Here is a 25,383-nt window from a genome sequence, read left to right as displayed (position 1 = left end):
AACGGCGACGGACGACGCCTGCGGGCGGTGCCGCCGGCCGTGTATGATGTTCCCCGCACCGGCGGTCCGCGCGCGGGCTGCCGAACTGCCACAGTGACTGGAGTGAGCCGCGAGCGTGAACGAGCCCGACTTCCCCGGCGAGGGTGACCGCCCCATCGCCAACCGATTCCGATCCTTTCTGCCCGTGGTCGTGGACATCGAGACGGGCGGCCTCAACGCGGCCACGGACGCCGTGCTCCAGATCGCCGCGGTGATCGTGCGCGCGGGTGAAGACGGCCGTCTCTACCCGGCGGAGACCCACACCACCCACGTCGAACCCTTCGAGGGCGCGAATCTCGACCCCAAGTCGCTGGAGTTCAACGGCATCGACCCGGATCATCCGCTGCGCATGGCCAAACCGGAGGACGAGGCGTTGCGCCAGATCTTCCGTCCGGTGCGCCAGGAGATCCGCGAGACCGGCTGTACCCGCGCCGTGCTGGTGGGGCACAACGCCTGGTTCGACCTCGGCTTCCTCAACGCCGCGGTCAAGCGCGTGGACGTCAAGCGCAACCCCTTCCATCCGTTCTCCTGCTTCGACACCGCGACCCTCGCCGGGCTGGCCTTCGGCCAGACCGTGCTCGCCCGCGCCGTGAAGGCCTCCGGCGAGGACTGGGACGGGCGCGAGGCCCACTCGGCGATCTACGACGCCGAGAAGACCGCGGAGCTGTTCTGCACCATCGTCAATCGCTGGGACGAGCTCAACGGCTTCCCGGACTACGCCGTCCTCGCCCGGCGCTGACACGGCAGCATGGCGATCGTCCCGGTGCGACGAAGGCCGCTTGTGAGCCGGGCCTGACAGGCGGATACTGACTCCTGCACCCACCCGGGACAGGGACCGGCCACCGCGCCACAGCCGGCGGCCGGACGGTCATTCGACTGTGTCTCCGGAGGCCATCATGGCAACACGTGAACGCACCCGCTCCCTCGTCGTGACGATCGCCCTCGCCGGTATGTTCGCCTCCGCCGGCAGCGCGGCGGCCGACCTCCCCTCCCGCGGCCCCGTGCCTTTCGCCACGTACGACAGTAACGGCGACGGGTTCATCAGCGAGGCGGAATTCGCCGCCGTGCGTGAGCGGCGCATGGCGCAACGCGACGAGACCGGCATGTCCGGGAGGCGCCGGGCGGCGAACGCACCGCCGTTCTCGTCATTCGATCGCGACGGCGACGGCCGGCTGACACGGGAGGAGTTCCGTGCCGGCCAGCGCGTCCGCATGGAGGAGAAACGCGGCGGTGGCCAGGGGCCCGGCGCCGGCATGCAGGGCGGACGGCCCACGTTCGCGGATTTTGACCTGGACGGTGACGGACGTATCGGCAAGGCGGAGTTCAGCCGGGCCCGTGCGACCCGGATGGGCGAGCGGGCACAGGACGGCTACCCAATGCGTAACGCCGGCAACGCCCCGGGATTCGGTGATATCGACGCCGACGGCAACGGCTGGATCAGTCCGGAGGAGTTCGCCGCCCGCCGGGCGCCGGCCGGGAACCGCTGACGGGGATTGCCGTGGACACCCCGTGAACGGGCGCCGCCTCTACCGGCGGCGCCCGCGGGATGGGCGCTGGCGCGGTTACGCCTCCTTGGCGGTGGCCGACTCGACCGTCTTCTGCAGCTCGCCGGACTCGTACATCTCGAGGATGATGTCGCAGCCGCCGACGAGCTCGCCGTTGACGTAGAGCTGGGGGATGGTCGGCCAGTCACCGAACTCCTTGATGCCCTGACGGACCGCCTCGTCCTCGAGCACGTTGACGTAGGCGAACTCCTGACCGCAGCCGGCGAGCGCCTGGGACGCGCGCATGGAGAAGCCGCACTGCGGGAACTGCGGGGTGCCCTTCATGTACAGGATGATCGGGTTGTCCTGCACCTGCTGACGGATGGTGTCCTGGATGTCGCTCATGCCTACTCCCTCGTCTGTCCGGGCGCCGGGGGGTGGGCCGCCCGTGAATGTAGCGCGCATTCTACCGCTATTGCCCCGGCCAATACACTGACCCCAAACGCGGTTTTAGTAACGCGGCCTCCCCTACCGGCGAGAAATCCGTTATCCTGCCGCGCCATGGACAAAGACCATCTGACTCAGACCACTTTCAAGTCCCTGGGACTCCACGAATCGCTGCTGACCGGCCTGGACGAGGCGGGGTTCACGCGCTGCATGCCCATCCAGGAGGCCACGCTGCCGCTGGCGCTCGCGGGCAAGGACGTCGCGGGCCAGGCACAGACCGGCACCGGCAAGTCCGCGGCCTTCCTGCTGGCGACCATGCACTACCTCATGACCACACCGGTGGCCGAGGGCAAATCCGGGCCGTGGGCGGCGATCCTCGCGCCGACGCGCGAGCTCGCACTGCAGATCCACCGGGACGCGGAGAAGCTCGGCTACTTCACGGGCATGGAGTTCGCCTGTATCTACGGCGGCACGGGCTACGACAAGCAGCGCCGCCAGCTCGAGGGCGGCGTGGACGTGCTCATCGGCACCCCCGGGCGGATCATCGACTTCTACAAGCAGCGGGTGTTCACCCTGGACAACGTGGAGGTCGCCGTCCTCGACGAGGCGGACCGCATGTTCGACATGGGCTTCATCTCGGACATCCGCTACCTCCTGCGGCGCATGCCCCCGCCGAACAAGCGCATCAACATGCTCTTCTCGGCGACGCTGTCCGAGCGCGTCAAGGAGCTCGCCTGGGAGCACATGAACGACCCGGAGACGGTGGAGATCGAGCCCGAGCAGATCACCGCCGAGAAGGTCAACCAGAAGCTCTACCACGTCGAGAACAACCAGAAGATCGGCCTGCTGCTCGGCGTGCTGCGCCACCAGGACGTCACCCGCACGATGGTGTTCGTCAACACCAAGCGGGCCGCCGAGCAGGTCACCGGCTACCTGCTGGGCAACGACATCAAGACCGCGGTGCTCTCCGGCGACATCCCCCAGAACAAGCGCGAGCAGCTGCTCGGCGAGTTCCAGAAGGGCGAGCTGCCGGTGCTGGTCGCCACAGACGTGGCCGCGCGCGGCCTGCACATCCCCGGCGTCTCCCACGTCGTCAACTACGACCTGCCGCAGGACGCCGAGGACTACGTCCACCGTATCGGGCGCACGGCCCGGGCCGGTGAGCGCGGCGACGCGATCAGCTTCGCCTGCGAGAGCTACGTCTACTCGCTGCCGGATATCGAGGCCTACATCGACCAGAAGATCCCCTCCGAGCTCGCCCCGCCGGAGCTCATCGTCGAGGACATCAAGCCGCCCAAGCGGGTGAGCTCGCCGCGCCGCGGCAACGGCCGCCCTCCGCAGCGCAACAACCGCCGCGGCGATAGCGGTGGCGGTGGTGGCGGCGGCTCGCGCCGACGCTGACGGCGCCGGCGCCCGCGCCGGCGCGCTACAATGCCCCTTCGACGGGCCGCGCGCGGCGCGCGGCCGATCCAGGCAGACACCGGAGGCGGCGTGAACCAGAACACCGACACCACCCTGCTGGCCGAGGCCGAAATCCCCGTGCGCTGGGGCGACATGGACGCCCTCGGCCACGTGAACAACACCATCTACTTCCGCTACTTCGAGCAGGTCCGCATCGAGTGGCTGCAGCAGATCGGCGTCGGCGAGAGCGTCGGCGGCGGCACCGCACTGGGGCCGGTGGTGGTCAACGCCTTCTGCGAGTTCCGCCGCGCCATCGTCTACCCCGCCACGCTCAACGTGCGCATGTTCGGCGACACCCCCCGGCGCAGCAGCTTCGACACCCGCTACGAGATCCGCGACGCCGGCGACGGCGGGGTCGTCTACGCCACCGGCTCAGCCCGGGTGGTGTGGGTGGACCACCACGCGGGGCGCGCGGTCGCCGTACCTGCAGACGTCCGGGCGCTGCTGCCGGGCTCGTGAACTTCCTCGCCCACGCCTATCTCGCCGGCGACGACGATCCGGCATTCCTGGCGGGCAACCTCATGGGCGATTTCGTGCGCGGCACGCCGGACCCGGCACTGCCGGACGCCGTGCGTGCCGGTATCCGGCTGCACCGCCGTGTGGACGTCTTCACCGACCGGCACCCGGTCGTGCGCGACGCCCGGCGGCGCTTCCCGCCGCCCCATCGCCGGGCCGCCGGAATCATCCTGGACATGGCCTTCGATCACTTCCTCGCCCGGGACTGGGCCAGCCACCACCCCACGGCGCTGCCCACCTTCACCCGCGGCGCGTACACCGCACTGGAACGCCAGGGCCGGCACCTCCCGCCACGCCTCGCCGCAATCCTGCCGCGGATGCGCGACGACGACTGGCTCGCCGCCTACGCGGACTTCGACAGCACCGTGGCTGCACTGGAGCGCATGGCCGCACGGCTGTCCCGGCGCCGGGAAATGCTGCGCGGCGCCGGCCCCACCCTGACCGCCCTGTATCCGGCGCTGGAGGCGGATTTCCACGCGTTCTTCCCGGCGCTGGTGGATTTCGTCCGCGACGCCGGGAAACCCGGCGGGGTTCAGGACGGTCAACCAGTGGAGAGCGACCTCACCCGATAACATCGAGCACGGGAGCCACCATGACCGCAGGCCTGGCATCGCTACGCCTGGACAACCGGTTCGCCCGCCTGCCGGGCGAATTCCACACCCGCCTGGCACCCGGCGGACTGCCGGAGCCACGGGTACTGGCCGTGAGCCCGGAGACGGCGGCGCTGCTCGGCCTCGACCCCGGCGCCGTGGCCGCGGACGCCGACATCCTCGCGGGCAACGTCCCCCTGCCCGGCGGAGCCCCCCTGGCCATGGTCTACGCCGGCCACCAATTCGGGCAGTACGTACCCCGCCTCGGTGACGGCCGCGCCGTGCTGCTCGGCCAGGCCCGTGGCAACGACGGCCAACTCTACGACCTCCACCTCAAGGGTGCCGGTCCCACCCCCTACTCCCGCGGCGCCGACGGACGCGCGGTGCTGCGCTCATGCCTGCGGGAGTTCCTCGCCAGCGAGGCGCTGCATCACCTGGGCATCCCCACCACCCGGGCGCTGGCGCTGGTGGGCACGTCGCTCGCCGTGCAGCGCGAACGCGTCGAGCCCGGCGCGGCGATGCTGCGCGTCTCCCGCGGGCACGTGCGCTTCGGACACTTCGAGTATTTCTACTACCGCGAACGCTTCGACGCCCTGCCCGTCCTGGCCGATCACGTCATCGCCGACGCCCACCCGGACCTCGTCGGCCACACCGCCCGGTACCGCCTCTGGCTGGAGCGGGTCGTCCGCGCGACGGCGTCACTGATCGCCCGCTGGCAGGCGGTGGGCTTCGTCCACGGGGTGATGAACACCGACAACATGTCCGTGCTCGGCGAGACCATCGATTACGGGCCGTTCGCGTTCATGGATGCGTTCAGCGACACCTTCACCCCGAACCACACCGACATGGGCGGGCGCTACAGCTACCGCATGCAGCCTGCCATCGGCGAGTGGAACGTCACCCAGCTGGTGCAGGCCTGCCTGCCGCTGCTCGCGGACACGCCGGAGGCGGCGGTGGAGATCGGCCGGGACATCGTCGCGGGCTACGAGGGCGCCTTCGACGCGGCCTGGCTCGAGGCCTTTACCGACAAGCTCGGCATCGCCGAGCCACAGGCCGGCGACGAGCGGCTGATCGGCGACCTGCTCGCCCGCATGGCCGACGGCGGTGCCGATTTCACCCGCACCTTCCGCGCCCTCGGCGAACTCCACTCGGCCACCGACGGCGGGGACGAGGACTTCCTGGACGAGTTCGCCGACCGCGACGCCGCAGCGGAATGGCTCGGGCGCTGGCGTCGCCGGCTGGCAACGGAGGGGCGCAACGACGCCGCGCGCCGCCAGGCGATGCACGGCGTCAACCCGCGCTACGTGCTGCGCAGCTGGATGGCCCAGCAGGCCATCGACCGCGCGGAGGACGGCGACATGGGCGAGACGCAGCGCCTGCTCGACTGCCTGCGCCGGCCGTTCGACGACCAACCGGGATACGCGGAATACGCGGCGCCGCCGCCGGACTGGGGACGGGGCATCGTGCTCTCGTGCTCCTCGTGAGCCGCGGGCGGCTTGCATTCGCGCCGCCCGCCCCCAACGCTGAAGACATCGCCCAACGCCAAGAGAGAGTGACCATGCGATACGTGCTGTTCACCTGCCTGCTCACCGGACTGATCCTGTCCGCGCCGCTGGCCGCAGCGGAGGGCAGCGCCGCCGGCAACGGTGCGGAGACCACCATGGAGCAGGGCGGCGAATCCAACCTGGAGGCGCTGCAGCGCTACTCCGCGGAAAAGCGCGACCAGGCGGTGACCAAGGCCCATGAGCTCATGGACGCGCTGGACAAACGCATTGCGAACCTGCGCGAGCGCGCCGACGAGCAGTGGTCCGAGATGAGCGAGGCGACACGGGAGAAGACGCAGGCAAGCCTGCGCGCCCTGGAGGACGAGCGCGAGGACCTCGGCCGCGCGTTCGACCGCCTGGGCGAAAGCTCGGCGGAGACCTGGGACGACGTGAAGACGGGCTTCGTAGACAGCTACCGCCAGCTGCGCGAGCACTTCCAGGCGACCGAGAAGGAAACCCCCAAGCCCGACATGTCCCGGGAGTGACCGGCCTCGCCAGGCCGGAGTGCAGGCCCTACACTGGAGGGCCACCGATCACCTTCAGCTAGCGAACGGAGCACCATGCGCTATCTCAAACGATGCATCGGCCTGGCACTGATCCTCGTGGTCGGCGCGGCCCAGGCCCAGAGCGGGAGCGGCGGACTGCTGGACAACGGCGGCCGCGGCGGCGAGAGCGACTTCCTCAAACCCGCCGAGAACGGCGGCCAGACCGCGCAGCAGACCACCCAGGGCCAGCCGCAGGGCCAGCAGGGCGACTCGGAGAACGTCGAGCGCTTCGAGGACTGGGGCGTGCGCTGCGGACTCGGGGACAACGGCCCGCGCAACGGCTGCGAGATGTTCCAGGGCGTGACCCGCAGCGACAACGACAAGCTCGTCATGCGGGTGGCGGTGGCCTATCCACCCCAGGAGCAGGTCGACGGCCCCGTGGCGGTCTTCCAGCTGCCCCTGGGCATCCACCTGCCCCCGGGCGTGCAGATGAGCATCGACGGCGGCGAGCCGATCCGCTTCCCCGTACAGATCTGCTTCCAGGCGGGCTGCCGGGCGGACCTGCCACTCAAGGATGAGCTCCTCGCCAAGCTCAAGGGCGGCACCAAGGCCCAGGTCAGTATCCGCGTACCCAACGGCAAGACGGTCAACCTGCCGCTCTCGCTGATGGGCTTCACGGCGGCGCTCGACCGCATCAGCCCCTGAGCCCGCCCCGCGGCCCGGCCGCCGGCCGGGCCGCGAATGTTACAAATCGATGGCACCGGCGTTACCATACCCTCCCCTGAACAAGCCGGGATGGGAACGCACATGGCGCCGAACTTCTTCTCGCAGCTCTTCGGCAAATCCCCCGTGAGCCCCCTGCAGCGACACATGGCGGAGGTCAGCGCCTGTGTCGAGGAGCTCCCACCGTTCCTCGCCGCGGTCCGGGCCGGGGACTGGGCGACCGCCGAGGCCCATCAGCAGCGCATCGGCCGTATCGAGAGCGATGCGGACCGCCTCAAGCACGAGCTGCGCCTGCAGCTGCCCAAGGGCCTGATGCTACCCGTCGCCCGCCGCGACCTCCTCGAGGTCCTGGCCATGCAGGACAAGGTCGCCAACCGCGCCAAGGACATCGCCGGGCTGATCCTCGGCCGGCGCATGACCTTCCCCGAATCCGTCGCCGAGCCCATGGAGGCCTTCCTGCAGCGCTCCGTGGACGCCACCCGCCAGGCCCGCAAGGCCATCGACGAGCTCGACGACCTCTTCGAGACCGGCTTCCGCGGCCACGAGGTGGACATCGTCAACGGCATGCTCACCGAGCTCGACCGCATCGAGAGCGACACCGACCGCCTCCAGGTGACCACGCGGCGCGCCGTGTTCGCCCTGGAGGACGAGCTGCCGCCGGTCCACGTGATGTTCATCTACCGGATCATCGACTGGATCGGCAGCCTCGCCGACCGCTCCCAGCGGGTCGGCAGCCGGCTGCAGCTCATGCTCGCTCGATAGAAGAAACCAACTACCCGTTTTCTCTTTCCATCCCCGGGGGCCCAATGGAATTCGGTATCACACTGCTCGTGCTGGCGGCCGTGTTCGGACTGTTCATGGCGTGGGGCATCGGCGCCAACGACGTCGCCAACGCCATGGGCACATCGGTCGGGTCGCGCGCGATGACCATCGGCCAGGCGGTGGTCATCGCCGCCGTGTTCGAGTTCGCCGGCGCGCTGCTCGCCGGCGGCTCGGTGACTGACACGGTGCGCAAGGGCATCGTCAATCCGGCGGTGTTCGCCGATCACCCCCAGCTCCTGGTCTTCGGGATGCTCGCCGCCCTGCTCGCCGCGGCGGTATGGCTGCTGGTGGCCTCGTACTTCGGCTGGCCCGTGTCCACGACCCACTCCATCGTCGGCGCGGTGGTGGGCTTCGCCGCGGTGGGCGTCGGCCCGGACGCCGTGCAGTGGGGCAAAATCGTGTCCATCGCGGCGAGCTGGGTGGTCTCGCCACTGCTGTCAGGCACCATCGCGTTCCTGCTGTTCCTGTCCGTGCAACGGCTGATACTCGACTCGCACACGCCGCTCGCGAACGCCCGGCGCTACGTACCGGTGTACATGTTCGGCGTGGGCTTCGTGGTCGCACTGGTGACCATCACCAAGGGCCTCAAGCACGTGGGGGTCACCTTCCCGCCGACACTCGCGGTGCTGATCGCGGCCGCCGCCGGCATCGTCGTCACGCTCGTGGGCATTGCCGGTATCCGTCGTCTGGACATCGATCCGGACGCGGACCTCGACTTTCACTACACCAACGTCGAGCGGATCTTCGGCGTGCTCATGGTGATCACCGCCTGCGCCATGGCCTTCGCCCACGGCTCCAACGACGTCGCCAACGCCGTGGGACCGGTGGCGGCGGTGGTGAGCATCGTCACCAACAGCGGTGAGGTCGGCGCCAAGGCCAGCCTCAACGTGTGGATCCTGCTGCTCGGCGGGGGCGGCATCGTGATCGGCCTGATCACCTATGGCCAGCGCGTGATCCAGACCGTCGGCCAGGGCATCACCTCGCTGTCGCCGAGCCGCGGCTTCGCCGCCACCATCGCCGCGGCGACCACCGTGGTCCTCGCCTCCGGCACCGGACTGCCGATCTCGACGACCCACACGCTGGTGGGCGGCGTACTCGGCGTGGGCCTCGCCCGGGGCATGGCCGCGCTCAACCTGCGCATGATCGGCCACATCTTCATGTCCTGGATCGTCACCCTGCCCGCCGGCGCGATCCTCTCGGTGATGTTCTTCTACCTGCTCGAGGCGCTGCTCGGCTGAAGCCGCCGCCGGGCGGCGCGCTGGGCGGACCAGGTATCGGCAGTGTAGACCGCCAGACCCGTCCAGATTGCGGCGAAGGTGACGCCGTCGGCCCCGGTGAAAGGCTCGCCGAGTACGAGCACGCCGGTAAGCAGGTGCATGGTCGGCGTGATGTACTGGAACAGCCCCAGCGTCGCCAGCCGGAGGCGCTGCGCCGCCGCCGTGAACAGCACCAGCGGCACCACCGTCGCCGCGCCGGCCCCGATCAGCAATACGTCGATGACGGGCGAGGCGATGAACAGCTGCGCGCGTCCTTCGGCATACATCCAGGCCAGACCGATCAACGCCGCGGGCAGGGCCATCAGCGTCTCCAGGAACAGGCCCGTGGCACTGTCGACGGCGAGCTGCTTGCGGATCAGCCCGTAACCGCCGAAGCAGCCGGCGAGCACCAGCGCGATCCAGGGCACCGAGCCGAAGGCGATCACGCGCAGGATCACGCCCGCCGCGGCCACACCGACCGCCAGCATCTGCCAGCGCCGCAGCCGCTCACCGAGGAACGCGAAACCGAGGAAGACATTGAGCAGCGGATTGATGTAATAGCCCAGGCTGCTCTCGAGCACGTGGCCGTTGGTGACGGCCCAGATGAACACCCCCCAGTTGGCGACGATGAGCACCGTGCTCGCCATCAGCGGCCGCCGCAGGTGCGGCTGCGCGAAGACCGCCCACACCCGGCCCCAGCGCCCCGCCATGGCGAGCACGACCGCGAGCAGCACCGCCGCCCAGATCACGCGCTGGACCAGGATCTCCCAGGGCAGGACACCGGGCCCGATGAGATGGAAGTACAGCGGCAGCACGCCCCAGAAGCCGAACGCCCCCAGTGCCGCTGCGACGCCGCCGGCCGACGGGTGGGTATCGGACACGTCGCGATTCCTCGAATGGATGGGGTGGCTGCCCGCACCGGTATGGCAGGCACCGGCACGCCCCCTGGACATGAAGCGGTCAGGATAATTGCCGGGCGAACGTTTTGCGACCCTGCCCGCGCTCCTCACCCGCACCCCGGCCCGCCCGGGCCCCGTCGTCGGATCGTCCCCCGGGAGGGCGGGACAAACGCCTCGATTTATCGTAGGATTCGCCGCGCCGATCAGGCGGTTGGGCGACCATGCCCGGGCGGGGTCGATGGACTGCGGCCGCCGCGGATGCACCAGTCAACCCAGGGGAACGATCCATGTCGATTACCGAGCGCGACCTCTACCTCCAGCAGTGGAAACAGGCCCAGGAGCTCGCCGAGCAGATGCTGCCGATGATCGGCCGCCTCTACCGCGATCGCGGTCTGGTCCTGCGCATCTACGGCCGCCCGCTCAACAACGTCAACACCGTCGACATCCTCAAGGCGCACCGCTTCGTCAAGCAGTACGAAGGCGAAGCGCTGGACATCCGCGACAGCTTCGCCGTACTGGAGGCGCTGACCGCCCTGCGCCTGGCCCCGGCACGACTGGACCTGGGCCGCCTCGCCGTCGCCTACGGCCGCCTCGAGGAGCCCCGTCCGGCGCTTACCGACTGGCTGCGCGAGGAGCTCGCCGACATCGTCGACCGCGAGGGCCCGCTGCTCAACGAACCCCAGGACGTCGTGCTCTACGGTTTCGGCCGCATCGGACGCCTGCTCGCCCGGCTGCTCATCGAGAAGACCGGCGCCGGCAACAAGATGCGCCTGCGCGCCGTCGTCGTGCGCCCCAACAGCAACGACGACGACCTCGACAAGCGCGCCAGCCTCCTGCGCCGCGACTCCGTGCACGGCCCCTTCAACGGATCGATCTTCACCGTGCCGGAAGAGAACGCCATCGTCGCGAACGGCAACTACATCAAGGTCATCTACGCCAGCGACCCGGCGGAGATCGACTACACCGAGTACGGCATCAAGGACGCGCTGATCCTCGACAACACCGGCAAGTGGCGCGACGAGGCCGGCCTCTCCCGCCACCTCGAGGCCACGGGCGCCGGCCGCGTGCTCCTGACCGCCCCGGGCAAGGGCGAGCTCAAGAACATCGTCTTCGGCGTGAACCACCGGGACATGACCCCCGAGGACCGCATCCTCTCGGCGGCGAGCTGCACCACCAACGCGATCACCCCGGTGCTCAAGGTGCTCAACGAGCGCTACGGCATCGAGCACGGCCACGTCGAGACGGTGCACGCCTACACCAACGACCAGAACCTCACCGACAACTACCACAAGGGCTCACGCCGCGGGCGCAGCGCACCGCTGAACATGGTGCTCACCGAGACCGGCGCGGCCAAGGCGGTGGCCAAGGCCCTCCCCGAGCTCTCCGGCAAGCTCACCGGCAACGCCATCCGTGTGCCCACCCCCAACGTCTCGCTGGCGGTGATCAACCTCACCCTCAATGATTCCGTGGACGAGGAGGGCCTGCGCGAGTTCCTCCGCGACGCCGCGCTGTACTCGGACGTCGCCGAGCAGATCGACTACACCGCCTCCACCGAGGCCGTCTCCACCGATCTGGTCGGCTCCCGCCACGCCGGCGTCATCGACGCCACCTCGCTGATCGCCGGGGACCGCCACTGTGTGGTCTACGTCTGGTACGACAACGAGATGGGCTACAGCTGCCAGGTCATGCGCATCGCCCAGGAGATGGCGGGCCTGCACTTCCCGCGCCTGCCGCGGAGCTGACGGTGTGCGGGCGGCGCGACGGCGCGCCGCCCCACACGGCCTCCGCCGCCCGTCGGCACACCGAAGGCTGGCGTCACCGATCGCCGGCTTAGTAACCTGTCGGCATCACGGTCACCGGAACGAAAGAGTCTCGCCATGAGCAACTCCCTGCGCGAGCAGATGCTGAAATCCGGGCTCGCCTCGGAAGAGGACGTCCAGCGGGTCGAGTCCCAGAAGCGGCGCAAGAAGGGCCCCAAGAAAAAGAAATCCCAGCGTCAGGCGTCGAAGAGCGACGCGGCCTCCCATGCCGAGCTCTACGACCAGGCCAAGCGCGCCCGTGACCGCGACCTCAACCGCGAGCGCGAGGCCGAGCGCAAGCGCCAGGCGGACGAGAAGGCCGCGCGCAAGATGGTGATCGACTCGGAGATCCGCCGCAGCGAGCGCGATGCCGACGTGGCCTTCCACTTCACCCACGGCGAGCGCATCAAGCGGCTGTACGTCACCGGCACCCAGCAGGCACAGCTCGCCCGGGGCGAGCTGGCGATCGCGCGCACCCGCGGCCACTACCGGCTGATCCCCGCCGAGGTGGCCGACCGGATCGAGCCCATGGCGGCGTTCCTCATCGCCTTCCGTGGCGGCCCGGCCGAGGGCGCGGACGATCCCGCCTACGAGGAGCACCCGATCCCGGACGACCTCATGTGGTAGCGCGCAGCGGCGCCACCCGGCGCAGCGACAGCCACGAGTGCACCGCGATGGCGCCGAGCACCAGCACGGCGCCCACCAGGGTCAGCGGCGGGGGTTCCTCGCCCACCGCGCCCCATACCCACACCGGGGCCAGCACGGTCTCGATGAGCAGGAACAGGCTCACCTCCGGCGAGGGCAGGTAGCGCGTGGAGGTCATCAGCAGCACCGAGGCCAGCGGCATCTGCGCCAGCCCCATGAGCGCCAGCCAGCCGTAGCTCACGGCCGACAGCGTCAGCGGCTCGGCGAACGGCCACGCCATCACCCCCGCCACCATGCCCGAACCGCAGGTCAGCGGGATACGCGGAATCGACGGGAAACGACGCAGCACCGTGAACGCCCCGCCCAGCGAGACACACAGGACGATCGCCAGGGCGTCGCCGAGCAGCGTCCCGCCGCCGACGGAGCCGGCGAACACGATCGCCACACCGGCGATGCTCACGACGATGGCCGCCAGGGTCCGCGGGCGCACGCGCTCGCCGAGGAACAGCCAGGAGAACAGCGCCGCGAAGAACGGCGCGCAGCTCAGGATCACCACGGTATTCGCCGCCCGGGTCAGGGAGACGGAGAGCACGAACAGCGCGGTGTTCAGGCCATACAGCCCCGCCGCCGCCAGCGCCGCGAACACCTCGCGGCGATTGGCCGGGCGCCAGGGCTCACGGTGGAGCAGCGCGAGCAGCCCCATCGACGCGGCGATGCCCCAGCCGCGCCAGAACGCCACGTTCCAGCCGTCCGTCGCGGCCAGGCGGACCAGCACCGCATCGAAGCTCAGCACCAGCGCGCCCGCCGCGGCGATCAGCATGCCCCGGCGGTGTACCGTGGTTGCGTTCTCCAAATCCACCTCTCCCGATCCCGGCGAAAGAAAGCGGCAAGGATAGCCCACCGGGCACGGATGGCGGTAACGCGCCGCGTGGCGTCACTCCGGCCAGACCCGCTCCAGGATGGCGTCGCGATCCACCCCCGCGGGCAGGCAGCCCAGGGTGTAGCCGCCACCGCCGCCGAGCCGGGTGGCGCAGAAGGCCTCCGCCACCGGCGCCGGGGCGTGACGCACGAGCAGGCTCGCCTGCAGGGCCAGGGCCAGCGCCCCCGTGGCCCGGCGGGCCGCCGCCGGGTCCTCGCGCACCGCGGCGAACTCGGCGGGCAGCGCCTCGATCGCGGCGTCCAGGCGCGTGTCGGCCCCCCGCGCCGGCGCCACCTCGGCGAGCAGCGCCGTCTCCGCCTCCGGGTCGTCCACCAGCGCCCGGCGGACGTCGAGGCAGATCACGTTGCCGGCCCCCTCCCAGATGCCGTTCACCGGCGCCTCGCGGTAGAGCCGCGCCAGCGGCCCGGTCTCCACGTAACCGTTGCCGCCGAGACACTCCATGGCCTCGGCGATCACCGCCGGCGCCCGTTTGTTGGTCCAGTACTTCGCCGCCGCCGTGCCCAGGCGCGCGAGCCGGCGCTCGCCGGCCGCCTCGGCCGGGGCCTCGAACGCCGCGGCCAGGCGCAGGACCAGCGCCAGCCCCGCCTCCACCTCCAGGGCCAGGTCGGCGAGGACCTCGCGCATCAGCGGCTGCTCGGCGAGGGTCGCGCCGAAGGCACGCCGGGCGCGGCAGAAGTGCCACGCCTGGATCAGCGCCTGGCGCATCATGCCGACCGGCGCGGTCGCCGCATCGAGGCGGGTCTGCTGCACCATCTCGATGATGGTGCGCACGCCCCGGCCCGGCGGACCGACCCGGCGGGCCCAGGCGTCCTCGTACTCGATCTCCGCGGAGGCGTTGCTGCGGTTGCCGCACTTGTCCTTGAGCCGCTGCAGCCGGATGCCGTTACGCCCTCCGTCCGGCCGCCAGCGGGGCACGAGAAAGCAGGTCAGCCCCTCGTCGGCCTGGGCCAGCGTGAGGAAGGCGTCGGACATCGGCGCGGAACAGAACCACTTGTGACCGGTGAGCGCGTACTCACCGTCGCCGCCGGTGGCGACGGCGCGGGTGGTGTTGGCGCGTACGTCCGAGCCACCCTGCTTCTCGGTCATCGCCATGCCGAAGGTCGCCCCCGCCTTCTCCCCGGCCGGCAGCGAGCGCGCATCGTAGCGGGTGCTCATCAGCCACGGCAGCCAGTCCTCGGCCACCGCCGGCTCGGCGAGCAGCGCCGGCACGGCGGCGTGGGTCATGGTCACCGGGCAGCACACGCCCTGTTCCGGCTGGGTGAAGAGGTACAGCCCGGCGACGTGAGCGACGTGACCGCCCGCCTCCTCGTTCCGTCGCCACGCCACCCCGTGCAGGTCGTGGCCGATGGCGAGGGCCATCAGGGCATGGTAGGCGGGGTGGTAATGGACCTCGTCCACCCGGCGGCCGCCGTTATCGAAGGCAACGAGTTCCGGTGGATGGCGCTCCGCCTGCCGGGCCTGCTCGAACCAGTACCCGCGCCCGGTCTCCTCGCCCAGCGCCGCGAGGGAGGAGGCCGTCCACTCCGGTGCCAGGCGGGCGACGTGCTGGCGCAGGGGCCGGTCCGTGGCCCAGGCATCGTAGTCGTCCGGGGGAAAGGGCTGGTTGTCGACCTCATGGGTGCCGAGCCGGGTACGGGGACGATGGAAACGCATGGCCGGCCTCCTGCCGCGGCGACGTGAATATCGGTGCGGTCCGCGGGGGTAGCGTGCCCGCCAGCCCCCACCAACCTGCTGATTCAGCGTAGCATTCGCCGGCCGGGTGGAAACTATACCGTCTGGTCGGTATAGTCCTCGCCCGTCATACTGTGAGACGTGGAGTCCGTCATGGGCGAACGGGATTCAACGCGGGAGCGCCTGCTCCAGGCCGCCGCGCGGCTCGTGCGGGAGCAGGGCGTGCGCCACCTCACCCTGGCGGCAGTGGCACGGGAGGCCGGCGTGAGCAAGGGCGGGCTGATCTATCACTTCCCGTCCAAGGAGGCGCTGCTCGGGGCGATGGTGACCCACCTGCTCACCGTCACCGAGGACGGCATCGCCGCCCACCGCGAGACCGATGCCGGCCCCGGGAGCTGGGCCCGCGGCTACCTGGCAACGTGTTCGCCGCCGGACCGCGGCGAGCACCCGGACAGCCGCATGGCCGCCGCTGTCCTCGCCGCCGGCGCGGGCGCGCCGGCGCTGCTCGACCCGATCCGCGAGCGCCAGCCGGCATGGCGGGCGGCGCTGGCGGACGACGGCATCGACGCGGTGGACGCCATGGTGGTGCGCCTGGCCGCGGACGGGCTCTGGATGAACGACCTCTTCGCCCTGCCGGCGCTGGACGCGCACGAGCGGGCCGCGGTAATGGCCCGGCTGCAGGCGATGACGGAGGCGGGGACATGAACGCGCTGATCTGGCTCGCCGTCGCGATCACCAGCGAGGTGATCGCAACCACCGCACTCAAGGCCTCCGACGGCTTCTCCCGTCCCGGCCCATCGGCGATCGTGGTCGCGGGCTACGCCCTCGCCTTCGTGCTCCTGTCGATGAGCCTGAAACACCTGCCGGTGGGCTACGTCTACGCCCTCTGGGCGGGGCTCGGGATGGTCGGCGTGGCGATCACCGGGGCGCTGGTGTTCGGCGAGACGTTTCCGCTCGCCAAGGCCGGCGGGATCGCGCTGATCGTCGCCGGCGTGGTGATGCTGAACCTGCCGGCGGCGAGGGGCTGACCCGCAATACAGCCCCCCGCCGCGACAGCCCGGCCGCCCACTTACCCGCAAGACGGGCGACCGACCCGGGCCCGCGGTCAGGCCCTGGGTTTGCGGCCCGTCACCATCGCGCGGACCAGGTTCTCGCGATGGAGCAGGCTCGAGACGATCACCCCGGCGATATGCAGGAATACGAGAAAGAGCGTCACGTTGGCCGAGGCCTCGTGGACCTCCTCCCAGAACTCCTCGCCGCCTTCACCGCGTTCGCCGCCCTCACCGTATTCGCCGTACTCACCCTCATCCGCGCGCGCCGTGGCGATCACCGCCACCCCGCTGCCGGCCGCGGCCATCGCGCCGCCGCCCTCGGCGAAGTCGAGCACCACGCCGCTCAGGGTCACGACGAACAGGCTGACGAGCAGCGCGATGACCATCCAGCCACCGGCGGGATTGTGGCCGAGGTAGTGGCGCGGCTGACCGGACGCCAGCCCCCGCAGGTAGGCAAAGACCTCCCCCGGCGGCCGCACGAAGTCACGGAAACGCGCGTGCCTGGAGCCGACCACGCCCCAGATCAGGCGCACAACGATCAGCCCCAGCACGACGTACCCGGAATACACGTGGAGCGCGCTCTCCTCCTCGGAGGAGAGGTAGGCGACGGTAAAGGCCACCACCAGCGACCAGTGAAACAGCCGCACGAGCGGGTCCCACACCCGGACCGTCTCCGCGGCGGGGGTTCCGCCATCCTCTTCTTCCGTGCTCATACACCCTCCTTTGTCGAAACGGGCCGACGCCCTGTCCACTCACAGTATGGAGGCACCGCGCACGCGGCGCCTCCGGCCGTGGCGTCAGTCGTCGTCGCCCCGGCGCTCGCCGCCCTCACCACGCTCGCCGTAGGCGCCCCGGCGACCGCCCTCGTGCCAGCCACGAGCGATCTCGCTGCGCTCGATGCGGCCGTCGCCGTTGCGGTCCATCCGCATCAGCCGGCGCTCCATCGGGTAAGCGAACTCGTCCTGGCTGACGGCACCGTCACCGTCGCTGTCGAGCCGCTGGATGCGGCGCTCGGCACGCATGCGCATCATCAGCGCCTGCATCTCCTGGGCGTCGAGCTGGCCGTCACCGTTGACGTCCGCCTCCGAGAAACGGCCCGCCTGGCGGTCCTTGAGGTCCTGGACGCTCATGGGCAGGTCGTCCGGGGTCACACCCGACATCATGGACGCACCGTGGCCCCCGCGCCGGTCCGGGCTGGCATTGGCCACGCCCGCAACGACGACAGTGAGAACGGTGGCACCGATCAAGAGCTTGCCTTTACGCATGGGTCATCTCCCGTGATTGCTGCAAGGGTTTCGGCCGCGGCCGACCGCGACCTCGCAGACGATTCTGCTCACGGGCAATGGAGGGAATATGCGCGAATCGCGAAGACAATGTGAACGTCTGCCGGGCGCGTTTGACCCGACAGGAGGCGCCGCTTATCGTTTTATAACATTCATTTTATGTACTTGTTAAAGGAGGTGCGCCATGCCCGTACTCCGTCATCCACGGCTATTCGCAACGGCCATTACCACGGTGCTCGCTATCGCCGTCGGCAGCGCCGCGTTCGGCCAGGCGTCGGTGACGCCCAACCTCACCGACAAGCTCGACCGTCTGCTGCGCCAGGAGATGCGCTCCGTGCAATCCGCCATGGGCCGTATCCACACCGCTATCGTGACCGGCGATCACGAGTCGGTGAGGCAGAACGCGCAGCGCATCCACGACAGCTTCATACTCAAACGCTCGCTCACGTCCCAGGACCGCAAGGATCTCAAGGCGGCCGTTCCACCCGGATTCATCAAGCTCGACCGGGAATTCCACGACATCTCCGCCGACCTCGCGCGCGCGGGCCAGCGCCGGGATACCGCCAAGGAATTACATGTCTACGAGCGCATGACCAGGAACTGCGTGCAGTGTCACGACCGATACGCCTCCGGCCGTTTCCCGGACGTGCGCGCCCCGAGCGGCGATCAGTCGAGCGCCTCCAGCCGGTAGCCGACCCCGTAGACCGAGCGGATCAGCTCCTGGTCGCCGCGGATCGCCGCCATCTTGCGGCGCAGGTTCTTGACGTGGGTATCCACCGTCCGGTCGGTGACCACGCGATGGTCGTCGTAGAGGTGGTCGAGGAGCTGATCCCTGGAGAACACCCGTCCGGGGTGCGCCGCCAGGGTGGCGAGCAGGCGGAACTCCACCGGGGTCAGCGACAGCGGCTCGCCGTCGAGGCTGGCACGGTAACCGGCCTCATCCACAGCGAGTCCGCGGCCTCCCCCGACGGGTGGATCGCTGCGGGTCCGGCGCAGGATGGCCTTGACCCGCGCCACCACCTCCCGGGGGCTGAACGGCTTGCAGATGTAGTCGTCGGCACCGAGCTCCAGGCCGAGAAGGCGGTCGATCTCCTCCACCCGGGCGGTGACCATGACCACCGGCACATCGCTGAAGCCGCGGATCGCACGGCACACGCTCATGCCGTCCTCGCCGGGAAGCATGAGGTCGAGGAGGACGAGGTCGGGCTGGTTGGCCCGGACCCAGGGAACGACCTCGCGGCCGTCGTCGAGCACGTGCGGCTCGTAGCCCGCCGCGCGCAGATAGTCCGCCAGCAGCCCCGCGAGCTGGGGCTCGTCCTCGACGATGAGGATGCGTCCACTCATGCCCTGGATACCCTCCTGGTTAATCAGGTCCCGTCACTCAGCCCGCCAGCGGGAGCGTCAGTCGAATGCCGACACCGCCGGTGGGGGCCGTATACGCGTCGATGCGGCCGCCGTGGGCCTCCGCGATGTTACGGCATATGGCAAGGCCCAGACCGGCGCCGCCGCTCGAGCGGCTACGCGAGCCCTCCACCCGGTAGAGCCGGTCGAAAAGCCGCTCCAGGGCCTCGGCGGGCACGCCGGGCGCAGAGTCCTCCAGCCGCAGCACGGCCTCGCCGCCCACCGTGGCCAGGGCGAGGCGCGCCTCGCCGCCGCGGTCCGTATAACAAAGGCTGTTGTGCAGCAGATTACCCAGGAGCTGGCCAATGCGGCCACGGTCGGCGGTGACTGTCACCGGCGCGTCGGGCAACTCCAGCTCCAGCATGAGCCCCGCATCGGCCATCCGCGGGCGCCACTGCTCGGCGATCGCCCCCGCCAACGCGGCAAGATCCAGTGTCTCCATACGATAATTGAGCGCACCGGCATCGGAGAGCGAGAGCTCGTAGAGGTCGTCGACGAGCTTGCTCAGGGTGGCGACACTGCCCTGAAGGCCCGCCAGTGACTCGCGGGTGAGCGGGCGCACACCGTCCTCCATGGCCTCCAGCTCGGCCCGCAGCACCGACAGTGGCGTGCGCAGCTCATGGGAGATATCCGCCATGAATGCGCGGCGCAGGCGCTCGTTGCGCTCCAGGGTCTCGGCCAGGCGGTTGAAGTCGTTGGCCAGCTGGCCGAGCTCGTCGCGGCGGGGCTCGTCCACCCGTGTGTCGAACCGCCCGGCGGTGAGCGCCCGGGTCGCGCCCGCCAGCCGGCGCACCGGTGCCAGAAAGCCACGGGCGAGCAGCAGGCTCACCACTGTGGCCAGCACGACCACGACCAGCGCGGTCATCCAGGCGGCGTCGAACTGTTTCTCCTGGAAACGCAGGGCCAGATGGTCGGTGATACGCCCCGGGGGGCGATAGACAAGCCAGCCCACGGTTACGCCATCCACCATGACCGGCCGCGACTCCGACTGACCCGGCACCGCCTTAGGCCCGGCAACGTGCTGCCGCTCCGCATTCAGCAGGGCCGGGCCGAAACGGACCGGGCCCTGCATGGACGGCACGTCCCCGGGAGGACCGGCAACCGCACGCCGGGACCCGCCGTGGCCATCATCGTCGCGCTCGCGGTGGCGGTCATCGCGGCCATCGTCGTCCCCGTGATCCCGCTCCCGGTGTTCGTCGTGGTCCTCGCCGTCGTCGCGCTCGCGGTGATGGGCCTCCGCCTCTCGCTGGCGCCACAGCGCCTCCCGGAGCAGGCGCCGCCAGTGCCCGTCTTCGGACAGATCGTGCCAGTCGCCGGCCTCGCGATAATAATCGGCGAGCACCGACGCCAGCATGTCGATACGCTCGCCCTCGCGCTCTCGCACGTAGTCGAGGAAATCGCTGCGAAAGGTCATCTGTACCGCAAAGGTCATGAGCACGACCACGCACAGCGTGACGCCCAGAATGGCGAGAAACAGCTTCGCGGTGATGCCCGGTCGTCTCATCAATTTCTGCCCACCCTCTCGACTTGACCTCCGTCATGGCAGGCCACGTTGCGTGCGCCAAGTATCCCGCGCGGGACGCACGACGCAAGCACAACCACGCCGACTCCCCGGTATCTTCATATTCCGCCCACTATCGCATCGCACCATTGCGAGTGAACCGACACGACCAAGGAGTTCTTCCAATGCAACTGCGCGACACACCGTTTGATTACGGCACGGTCACCCGCTGGCTCCACTGGCTTACTGCCGCAGCCATCGTGTTGATGCTTGCCATCGGCTGGTTCGCGGGTTACCTCCCGGAGTCCACCGAGCACACCCTGATGGGATTCCACGTCAGCCTCGGTGTGGGCGTGCTCGGGCTCGGCATCCTCCGGGTGCTCTGGCGGACCACCAACCGTAAACGCCCGCCGCGGGACGCCGACTTCCCCGGCCGGCTCGCAACACTGATGCAGTGGGCACTGATCGCGCTGCTGGTCATCATCCCGCTGTCCGGCTGGTTCATGGCTTCGGCCGGCGGACACACGCCCGGCTTCTTCGGGCTGTTCTCCCTCCCGCCGCTGGTCGCCGAGAACGAGGCGCTCCACGAGTTCGGCGAGGAGGCGCACGAGATCCTGCCCTGGATCCTGGTGGGCGTGCTGGCCCTCCACATCCTCGGGGCCCTCAAGCACCACTACGTCGACCGGGACGCGACCCTGCAGCGCATGGTGCGGGGCACGCCCCAATAGAACCGGCAGAGCCGGCACACGAGCCGCCGGCGGGCGTTGACCCGCGTCATGCCCGCCGGCACCAGAAGGCGTCATCATTCCCGTCAAACGGGTAACACGACAACGCAAAAGGGACACGCGGCGATGCGCGCCATCAAACTCACGCTCTGGTCCTTCCTGGCCGGGCTGACCCTCCTCTGGCTGCTCGCGGATACGCTCCTCCCAGAGCCACTCAACTACTTCTCGTTCCGGCACGCATTCGTTCAGTACACGGGCGTGCTCGCGATCGGGGCCATGAGCGTGGCGATGGTCCTGGCCACCCGACCCGCCCGGGCGGAACGCCGGCTCAACGGCCTCGACAAGATGTACCGCCTGCACCGGTGGCTGGGCATCGCCGCCCTGACCGTGGCGGTCGTTCACTGGTGGTGGGCGCTGGGGACGAAGTGGATGGTCGGCTGGGGATGGCTATCTCGTCCCGGCCGTGGACCCGGCCCGGCCCACGGCGGCGGAGCCGGCGGGGAATCGCTCGGGCACATGCTGCGCGGGATCGCCGAGACAGTGGGCGAGTGGACCTTCTACGCCGTCGCCGCACTGATCGTGGTCGCCCTGCTTCAGCGCGTCCCCTACCGCGTCTTCCGCTGGACTCACAAGTGGCTGGCGGTGGGCTACCTCGCCCTCGTCTTTCACGCGATTGTGCTGACCAGCACAGACTACTGGGCGCAGCCGGTCGGCTGGGTGCTGGCGTTACTCCTCGCCGCAGGCAGCATCGCCGCGGCGCTCTCGCTCAGCGGCCGCATCGGCCGTTCACGCCGCGTCAGCGGCCAGGTCTGCTCGGTCACCCGGTTCGACCCGTTGCGGGTGGTGGCCGCCACCGTCGCACTCGCGCCGGACTGGCCGGGCCACGTCCCCGGGCAGTTCGCCTTCGTGACCGTCGACCGTAACGAGGGGGCGCACCCCTACACCATTGCCTCGGCCTGGGACCCGAAGGAGCGCTGCGTGGAATTCGTGGTCAAGGGACTCGGCGACCACACCGCGCAGCTGCAACAGCAGCTGTGCGGGGGGACGGCAGTGACCGTGGAGGGGCCCTACGGCTGCTTCGATTTCGACGACGCACGCCCGCGCCAGATCTGGGTCGGTGCCGGCATCGGCATCACACCCTTCATCGCACGCATGAAGTATCTCGCCCGTCACCCGGGCGGACCGTCGGTCGACCTGTTCCACCCGACCACGGATCACGATCCCGCCGCGATCGAACGCCTGACCCGGGACGCCCGCGCCGCTGGCGTGCGCCTGCACGTCACCATTACCCCGCGCGACGGCCGGCTCACGCCGGACGACATCCGCCAGGCGGTGCCGGAGTGGCGCGAGGCCGGCCTCTGGTTCTGCGGCCCGGTGGCCTTCGGCCGGGCACTGCGACGGGACTTCACCGGCCACGGCCTGCCCGCGGGCGCCTTCCACCAGGAGCTCTTCCGGATGCGCTGAAGCACCGGCTGTGCCTTGGAGGGAAGGTTGGCAGGGATACCCCTCGCTTCTTAGAACATGACGCCAAGCGCGAGAATGCGTACGCAAATAGCGTCGCACTAACCGTAACGAGAAAAAAACCCGCCGGAAGGCGGGATTAAATGTCTGGAATTGAGGTATCGGCAAGTCCGTGAGCCGGCCCCACAAAAATTCCTGTGTAGGCAATTACGCACGCCTTTCCTCACCGTCATTACCGGAATTGGCCGTTTCGTGGTCCATTTCAACCACTTCGGCATCGTGAATAATTTCACCTGGATTCAGAGTGGGAATTTGAATGGACGGCCCCGGCCCTCGCCCGGTCAGCTGCAACGTGAGCTCTCGGGCAGAGGAGACTAAAATGCTAACCGCAGCAGTCACATAGCTCTGAAAATGTTCCACATACTCATCATCGACCGAGAACCCCCCAAACGCTGTCAAATTAACATGGTAAGGTGAGAGCGCCTCTTCGTCCCGATCGAGAACGCGCAAGTGTAGCTGCAAGGAAAAGCGGGTCGCCCTTTGCTCATCGGGGAAAATCGTGCATCGCGTCTCGACCGAGAAACCCTCCTCGCACTGCCCCATGAAGAATTCGGGGTTGGCTTTAACCTCAATCTCCGGGAAAAACGTATCTTCAAGCCGCAACGGGGTTGATTCGGTCGTCTTCATGATCATCACCTGTCGTATAGCGTCGGCGCCCCTCTTCATGTGCCCACGGGTAAGGGTGCCTCCTTCCCTCGCCTCGAACAATTCCAACCCACCGGATATCGGAGTGACGGGGGGCGACCTTCAGGCACAACTCACCGTCGGCGGCGTTTGCAAGCTTCACCATGGTTTCGATGGTGAAATTGGTATCGCCGCGGAGCACCTTGGTGATGTACGCAGGGCTAGTCCCGGCTCGGCGCGCAAACTCGGCCTGCTTGAGGCCAAGGCGCTTGAGAAGGTTGTTGAGCGACACCGCATAGTCAAGCTTTGCACGCTCGGCCTGCAGCGCACCACTGCTCTTCGCGCGGTCAAGTAGCCTATTGAATCGCTCACTCGTCGCGCTCATACATCAATTCTCCTCTTTCCCTGGCAGCAAGGTAAGCTTCACGAACTTTGCACGCAGCCTCCAGTTCGCGATTCGGGGTCTTCTGAGACTTCTTGAAGTAAGCATGGGCGCAAACTACGACACGACCCCCATCATAGAACCAGATCAGGCGAAGCCTCCCCTTCGTAAACTGCCACAGATGATCCCCGACCTGGTGGCACAGCTTGTCGGGAAGCTCCCTGGGACCTTTGGGATCCTGGGCGATATGGGCAAGTAGCGCGACCATTCCATCAACGGCTGACTGGAACTCATCGCCCAGCCCCTCCATATAATCGAGCACCGGACACTCTCCGTTAGTGCCCATAGGTGCGACGATGCTCCACTTATCCCTGTATACGATCGCTAACCGCACAACCGATGTTAACTCTTAGGTTAAGACAGGTCCATACGAGTCTCTATCAACGCCTCTCTAGCGAGAACTGTGGCACGGTTCCGGACCCACACGAGCAGACATTGCTCCCAGCCTCGGCCTGGCTCTCACTCACATTGAGCCCCTACAACGCTGGCCCCGATGCCTCCTTACCGCTGCCGCACCATCACCGCCGGCGCGATGGTCAGGATGACGCCCAGCACGATGAGTGCGCCCCCCCACTGGAATGACACGGCTTCCAGGAACGGGTTGTCGCTGACCTCGTTCAGCTTCATCCGCGTGTTGATAAAGGTGAAGACCAACAAGGCGCCGGAGAGACACCCGGCCACTGCGACTGCGGTGTAGCGCCGGGTAAAACTGAAGAGCAGGGCGATCAGGCCGAACCCCAGGATGAAGATGCCGTCACCCTCGCCACCCTTGAACAGGGTGATGCTTCCGATGAACGGGGCGCTGATGAACGGCGCAAATGGACCGATGATCAGGAGGGCTGAGCCGATAAGACCTATCAGCTGGATGGCCAGCGCGTTGTTCGGAGCCCCGATGGAGGCGGACGTCCGCCCGCCGTGACCCCGATGCGGGACGCGCCCGCGCTGCGGCACGTCGACGTCCGAGTATTCCTTATGGCCACCACCGATCTTGTTGTACGCCCGCTTGCAGTTGGGGCACTGCCAGTCCGGGGCGTCATCCGTTTCCTGCCGGACGTAGCCGCATGCCGGACATTCCATGGCTTCCACCTCCATTGTCCGCGCGCTCCCAGGGGAAGCGTTCCCGTAGCCCGGGGCTGGTGTCAGTCCTTGCCGTTGATGCGCTTCAGTTCAGGGCGCTTCGCGAGATAATAGGGGAACCCGACGATCCAGAGGAACAGGCAGACAAAGAACCATCCCCAGGGACCAATGTCCGCCAGGCCGCTTAGCTGGCCCTTCTCCACACCGATGGTCCTGGCATCGATTAGAACCCAGACGCTCGTCGCGATGACGACGGTCGAGAACAACGCTTCCATGGTGTCACCCTCTGCTGCCTTCCGTGGTGAGTCCGCTCATAGCGATAGTCGGGGCCCGGGATGTTGCTACTGACGGGCAACTGACCGTTCGACTGTCCGAACAGCCTTTCGGCCCACATCTCGTCCAGATCTTTCGGCTCCGGATCCCCTACCGGGAACAG

30 protein-coding genes are annotated in these 25,383 nt (G+C 68.8%); 17 read left to right on the top strand and 13 right to left on the bottom strand.

Annotation, left to right across the window (positions count from 1 at the left end):
• Window positions 1-115: 115 nt before the first annotated feature.
• Window positions 116-778 (top strand): ribonuclease T, encoded by a 663-nt coding sequence (rnt, locus tag C516_RS0115265; RefSeq protein WP_018719284.1) that lies wholly within the window; start codon window positions 116-118, stop codon window positions 776-778.
• A gap of 157 nt (window positions 779-935) precedes the next feature.
• Complete coding sequence (locus C516_RS0115260; RefSeq protein ID WP_018719283.1) at window positions 936-1,526, top strand: EF-hand domain-containing protein; 591 nt, start codon at window positions 936-938, stop codon at window positions 1,524-1,526.
• 75 nt (window positions 1,527-1,601) lie between these two features.
• On the opposite strand, the gene grxD is transcribed toward C516_RS0115260, so the two are convergent.
• Window positions 1,602-1,928, bottom strand: a complete 327-nt coding sequence (gene grxD / locus C516_RS0115255) for a Grx4 family monothiol glutaredoxin (RefSeq protein ID WP_018719282.1) — start codon at window positions 1,926-1,928, stop codon at window positions 1,602-1,604.
• 156 nt (window positions 1,929-2,084) lie between these two features.
• Between grxD and C516_RS0115250 the strand changes: the two genes are divergently transcribed.
• The 8 genes from C516_RS0115250 to C516_RS0115215 all read left to right on the top strand — a co-directional run bounded on the left by C516_RS0115250 (window position 2,085) and on the right by C516_RS0115215 (window position 9,349).
• Window positions 2,085-3,371, top strand: a complete 1,287-nt coding sequence (locus C516_RS0115250) for a DEAD/DEAH box helicase (RefSeq protein WP_018719281.1) — start codon at window positions 2,085-2,087, stop codon at window positions 3,369-3,371.
• 90 nt (window positions 3,372-3,461) lie between these two features.
• Window positions 3,462-3,890, top strand: a complete 429-nt coding sequence (locus C516_RS0115245) for an acyl-CoA thioesterase (RefSeq protein WP_018719280.1) — start codon at window positions 3,462-3,464, stop codon at window positions 3,888-3,890.
• A complete protein-coding gene (locus C516_RS19760; protein ID WP_018719279.1) occupies window positions 3,887-4,519 on the top strand; it encodes an acyl carrier protein phosphodiesterase in 633 nt (210 codons plus the stop codon). Before C516_RS0115245 ends, C516_RS19760 begins: the two co-directional genes overlap by 4 nt.
• 20 nt (window positions 4,520-4,539) lie before the next feature.
• Window positions 4,540-6,021, top strand: coding sequence for a protein adenylyltransferase SelO (locus C516_RS0115235; protein WP_018719278.1), 1,482 nt, complete (start codon window positions 4,540-4,542; stop codon window positions 6,019-6,021).
• A 74-nt stretch (window positions 6,022-6,095) separates the two neighbouring features.
• Entirely contained in the window at window positions 6,096-6,566 is a 471-nt protein-coding gene (locus tag C516_RS0115230) for a hypothetical protein (protein ID WP_018719277.1), read from the top strand.
• A gap of 75 nt (window positions 6,567-6,641) precedes the next feature.
• The gene (locus C516_RS19755) at window positions 6,642-7,271 is read left to right on the top strand and encodes an invasion associated locus B family protein (RefSeq protein WP_018719276.1); all 630 of its coding nucleotides are present in this window, start codon (window positions 6,642-6,644) and stop codon (window positions 7,269-7,271) included.
• Between the two features lie 102 nt (window positions 7,272-7,373).
• Entirely contained in the window at window positions 7,374-8,051 is a 678-nt protein-coding gene (locus C516_RS0115220; RefSeq protein WP_018719275.1) for a TIGR00153 family protein, read from the top strand.
• Window positions 8,052-8,095: 44 nt separating this feature from the next.
• Window positions 8,096-9,349: an inorganic phosphate transporter gene (locus C516_RS0115215; RefSeq protein ID WP_018719274.1), complete on the top strand. Its 1,254-nt coding sequence runs from the start codon at window positions 8,096-8,098 to the stop codon at window positions 9,347-9,349.
• Here the strand turns inward: C516_RS0115215 and rarD are convergent.
• Window positions 9,322-10,248, bottom strand: a complete 927-nt coding sequence (gene rarD, locus C516_RS0115210) for an EamA family transporter RarD (RefSeq protein WP_018719273.1) — start codon at window positions 10,246-10,248, stop codon at window positions 9,322-9,324. The two genes, C516_RS0115215 and rarD, sit on opposite strands and share 28 nt — an antisense overlap.
• Window positions 10,249-10,553: 305 nt before the next feature.
• Between rarD and C516_RS0115205 the strand changes: the two genes are divergently transcribed.
• Together C516_RS0115205 and C516_RS0115200 are read left to right on the top strand one after the other, a co-directional pair.
• Complete coding sequence (locus tag C516_RS0115205; protein WP_018719272.1) at window positions 10,554-12,008, top strand: glyceraldehyde-3-phosphate dehydrogenase; 1,455 nt, start codon at window positions 10,554-10,556, stop codon at window positions 12,006-12,008.
• A gap of 135 nt (window positions 12,009-12,143) precedes the next feature.
• A complete protein-coding gene (locus C516_RS0115200) occupies window positions 12,144-12,692 on the top strand; it encodes a DUF2058 domain-containing protein (protein WP_018719271.1) in 549 nt (182 codons plus the stop codon).
• Here the strand turns inward: C516_RS0115200 and C516_RS19750 are convergent.
• Together C516_RS19750 and C516_RS0115190 are read right to left on the bottom strand one after the other, a co-directional pair.
• Complete coding sequence (locus C516_RS19750; protein ID WP_425386809.1) at window positions 12,682-13,569, bottom strand: DMT family transporter; 888 nt, start codon at window positions 13,567-13,569, stop codon at window positions 12,682-12,684. The genes C516_RS0115200 and C516_RS19750 overlap by 11 nt on opposite strands.
• A gap of 75 nt (window positions 13,570-13,644) precedes the next feature.
• Window positions 13,645-15,303 carry an acyl-CoA dehydrogenase family protein gene (locus tag C516_RS0115190; protein ID WP_018719269.1) on the bottom strand — a complete coding sequence of 553 codons (1,659 nt, stop codon included), beginning with the start codon at window positions 15,301-15,303 and terminating at the stop codon, window positions 13,645-13,647.
• 171 nt (window positions 15,304-15,474) lie between these two features.
• Here C516_RS0115190 and C516_RS0115185 point away from each other — a divergent pair, with 171 nt between their 5' ends.
• Together C516_RS0115185 and C516_RS0115180 are read left to right on the top strand one after the other, a co-directional pair.
• Window positions 15,475-16,026 carry a TetR/AcrR family transcriptional regulator gene (locus C516_RS0115185; RefSeq protein WP_018719268.1) on the top strand — a complete coding sequence of 184 codons (552 nt, stop codon included), beginning with the start codon at window positions 15,475-15,477 and terminating at the stop codon, window positions 16,024-16,026.
• The gene (locus C516_RS0115180; protein WP_018719267.1) at window positions 16,023-16,349 is read left to right on the top strand and encodes a DMT family transporter; all 327 of its coding nucleotides are present in this window, start codon (window positions 16,023-16,025) and stop codon (window positions 16,347-16,349) included. Before C516_RS0115185 ends, C516_RS0115180 begins: the two co-directional genes overlap by 4 nt.
• Before the next feature lie 77 nt (window positions 16,350-16,426).
• On the opposite strand, the gene C516_RS0115175 is transcribed toward C516_RS0115180, so the two are convergent.
• A complete protein-coding gene (locus C516_RS0115175; RefSeq protein WP_018719266.1) occupies window positions 16,427-17,086 on the bottom strand; it encodes a cytochrome b/b6 domain-containing protein in 660 nt (219 codons plus the stop codon).
• Window positions 17,087-17,170: 84 nt separating this feature from the next.
• On the bottom strand, window positions 17,171-17,638 hold the full coding sequence (locus C516_RS20620; protein ID WP_018719265.1) for an EF-hand domain-containing protein: 468 nt from the start codon (window positions 17,636-17,638) through the stop codon (window positions 17,171-17,173).
• A gap of 202 nt (window positions 17,639-17,840) precedes the next feature.
• Between C516_RS20620 and C516_RS0115165 the strand changes: the two genes are divergently transcribed.
• Complete coding sequence (locus C516_RS0115165) at window positions 17,841-18,347, top strand: hypothetical protein (protein WP_018719264.1); 507 nt, start codon at window positions 17,841-17,843, stop codon at window positions 18,345-18,347.
• Here C516_RS0115165 and C516_RS0115160 read toward each other — a convergent pair.
• On the bottom strand, window positions 18,323-19,000 hold the full coding sequence (locus C516_RS0115160) for a response regulator (protein WP_018719263.1): 678 nt from the start codon (window positions 18,998-19,000) through the stop codon (window positions 18,323-18,325). The two genes, C516_RS0115165 and C516_RS0115160, sit on opposite strands and share 25 nt — an antisense overlap.
• A gap of 37 nt (window positions 19,001-19,037) precedes the next feature.
• On the bottom strand, window positions 19,038-20,561 hold the full coding sequence (locus C516_RS0115155; RefSeq protein WP_018719262.1) for an ATP-binding protein: 1,524 nt from the start codon (window positions 20,559-20,561) through the stop codon (window positions 19,038-19,040).
• A 182-nt stretch (window positions 20,562-20,743) separates the two neighbouring features.
• Between C516_RS0115155 and C516_RS0115150 the strand changes: the two genes are divergently transcribed.
• Together C516_RS0115150 and C516_RS0115145 are read left to right on the top strand one after the other, a co-directional pair.
• Window positions 20,744-21,286 carry a cytochrome b gene (locus tag C516_RS0115150; protein ID WP_018719261.1) on the top strand — a complete coding sequence of 181 codons (543 nt, stop codon included), beginning with the start codon at window positions 20,744-20,746 and terminating at the stop codon, window positions 21,284-21,286.
• Window positions 21,287-21,409: 123 nt separating this feature from the next.
• Window positions 21,410-22,747, top strand: a complete 1,338-nt coding sequence (locus tag C516_RS0115145; RefSeq protein WP_018719260.1) for a ferredoxin reductase family protein — start codon at window positions 21,410-21,412, stop codon at window positions 22,745-22,747.
• Between the two features lie 204 nt (window positions 22,748-22,951).
• Here C516_RS0115145 and C516_RS0115140 read toward each other — a convergent pair whose 3' ends face one another.
• The 5 genes from C516_RS0115140 to C516_RS0115125 all read right to left on the bottom strand — a co-directional run bounded on the left by C516_RS0115140 (window position 22,952) and on the right by C516_RS0115125 (window position 25,222).
• Window positions 22,952-23,431: a hypothetical protein gene (locus C516_RS0115140; RefSeq protein WP_156831270.1), complete on the bottom strand. Its 480-nt coding sequence runs from the start codon at window positions 23,429-23,431 to the stop codon at window positions 22,952-22,954.
• Window positions 23,397-23,813, bottom strand: coding sequence for a helix-turn-helix domain-containing protein (locus C516_RS20910; RefSeq protein WP_084594240.1), 417 nt, complete (start codon window positions 23,811-23,813; stop codon window positions 23,397-23,399). Before C516_RS20910 ends, C516_RS0115140 begins: the two co-directional genes overlap by 35 nt.
• Window positions 23,797-24,132: a type II toxin-antitoxin system RelE/ParE family toxin gene (locus C516_RS19740; protein WP_018719258.1), complete on the bottom strand. Its 336-nt coding sequence runs from the start codon at window positions 24,130-24,132 to the stop codon at window positions 23,797-23,799. The genes C516_RS20910 and C516_RS19740 overlap by 17 nt, the downstream gene beginning before the upstream one ends.
• A 239-nt stretch (window positions 24,133-24,371) precedes the next feature.
• Window positions 24,372-24,962 carry a hypothetical protein gene (locus tag C516_RS0115130; protein WP_040409621.1) on the bottom strand — a complete coding sequence of 197 codons (591 nt, stop codon included), beginning with the start codon at window positions 24,960-24,962 and terminating at the stop codon, window positions 24,372-24,374.
• A 47-nt stretch (window positions 24,963-25,009) separates the two neighbouring features.
• Complete coding sequence (locus tag C516_RS0115125) at window positions 25,010-25,222, bottom strand: hypothetical protein (protein WP_018719256.1); 213 nt, start codon at window positions 25,220-25,222, stop codon at window positions 25,010-25,012.
• Window positions 25,223-25,383: the final 161 nt, after the last annotated feature.

Origin of the sequence: Arhodomonas aquaeolei DSM 8974 (assembly GCF_000374645.1) — a bacterium.
Lineage (GTDB): Bacteria > Pseudomonadota > Gammaproteobacteria > Nitrococcales > Nitrococcaceae > Arhodomonas > Arhodomonas aquaeolei.
The sequence above is the reverse complement of the archived record's forward strand: the minus strand, read 5'-3'. Positions and strand labels throughout refer to the sequence as shown.

Bases quoted from the DNA above. Each gene is read 5' to 3' on its own strand.
- C516_RS0115260 (WP_018719283.1), top strand. From the start codon at position 936: ATGGCAACACGTGAACGCACCCGCTCCCTCGTCGTGACGATCGCCCTC.
- grxD (WP_018719282.1), bottom strand. From the start codon at position 1,928: ATGAGCGACATCCAGGACACCATCCGTCAGCAGGTGCAGGACAACCCG.
- C516_RS0115250 (WP_018719281.1), top strand. From the start codon at position 2,085: ATGGACAAAGACCATCTGACTCAGACCACTTTCAAGTCCCTGGGACTC.
- C516_RS0115235 (WP_018719278.1), top strand. From the start codon at position 4,540: ATGACCGCAGGCCTGGCATCGCTACGCCTGGACAACCGGTTCGCCCGC.
- C516_RS0115230 (WP_018719277.1), top strand. From the start codon at position 6,096: ATGCGATACGTGCTGTTCACCTGCCTGCTCACCGGACTGATCCTGTCC.
- C516_RS19755 (WP_018719276.1), top strand. From the start codon at position 6,642: ATGCGCTATCTCAAACGATGCATCGGCCTGGCACTGATCCTCGTGGTC.
- C516_RS0115220 (WP_018719275.1), top strand. From the start codon at position 7,374: ATGGCGCCGAACTTCTTCTCGCAGCTCTTCGGCAAATCCCCCGTGAGC.
- C516_RS0115215 (WP_018719274.1), top strand. From the start codon at position 8,096: ATGGAATTCGGTATCACACTGCTCGTGCTGGCGGCCGTGTTCGGACTG.
- C516_RS0115205 (WP_018719272.1), top strand. From the start codon at position 10,554: ATGTCGATTACCGAGCGCGACCTCTACCTCCAGCAGTGGAAACAGGCC.
- C516_RS0115200 (WP_018719271.1), top strand. From the start codon at position 12,144: ATGAGCAACTCCCTGCGCGAGCAGATGCTGAAATCCGGGCTCGCCTCG.
- C516_RS0115190 (WP_018719269.1), bottom strand. From the start codon at position 15,303: ATGCGTTTCCATCGTCCCCGTACCCGGCTCGGCACCCATGAGGTCGAC.
- C516_RS0115185 (WP_018719268.1), top strand. From the start codon at position 15,475: ATGGGCGAACGGGATTCAACGCGGGAGCGCCTGCTCCAGGCCGCCGCG.
- C516_RS0115180 (WP_018719267.1), top strand. From the start codon at position 16,023: ATGAACGCGCTGATCTGGCTCGCCGTCGCGATCACCAGCGAGGTGATC.
- C516_RS0115175 (WP_018719266.1), bottom strand. From the start codon at position 17,086: ATGAGCACGGAAGAAGAGGATGGCGGAACCCCCGCCGCGGAGACGGTC.
- C516_RS20620 (WP_018719265.1), bottom strand. From the start codon at position 17,638: ATGCGTAAAGGCAAGCTCTTGATCGGTGCCACCGTTCTCACTGTCGTC.
- C516_RS0115165 (WP_018719264.1), top strand. From the start codon at position 17,841: ATGCCCGTACTCCGTCATCCACGGCTATTCGCAACGGCCATTACCACG.
- C516_RS0115160 (WP_018719263.1), bottom strand. From the start codon at position 19,000: ATGAGTGGACGCATCCTCATCGTCGAGGACGAGCCCCAGCTCGCGGGG.
- C516_RS0115155 (WP_018719262.1), bottom strand. From the start codon at position 20,561: ATGAGACGACCGGGCATCACCGCGAAGCTGTTTCTCGCCATTCTGGGC.
- C516_RS0115150 (WP_018719261.1), top strand. From the start codon at position 20,744: ATGCAACTGCGCGACACACCGTTTGATTACGGCACGGTCACCCGCTGG.
- C516_RS0115145 (WP_018719260.1), top strand. From the start codon at position 21,410: ATGCGCGCCATCAAACTCACGCTCTGGTCCTTCCTGGCCGGGCTGACC.
- C516_RS0115140 (WP_156831270.1), bottom strand. From the start codon at position 23,431: ATGAAGACGACCGAATCAACCCCGTTGCGGCTTGAAGATACGTTTTTC.
- C516_RS20910 (WP_084594240.1), bottom strand. From the start codon at position 23,813: ATGAGCGCGACGAGTGAGCGATTCAATAGGCTACTTGACCGCGCGAAG.
- C516_RS0115130 (WP_040409621.1), bottom strand. From the start codon at position 24,962: ATGGAGGTGGAAGCCATGGAATGTCCGGCATGCGGCTACGTCCGGCAG.
- C516_RS0115125 (WP_018719256.1), bottom strand. From the start codon at position 25,222: ATGGAAGCGTTGTTCTCGACCGTCGTCATCGCGACGAGCGTCTGGGTT.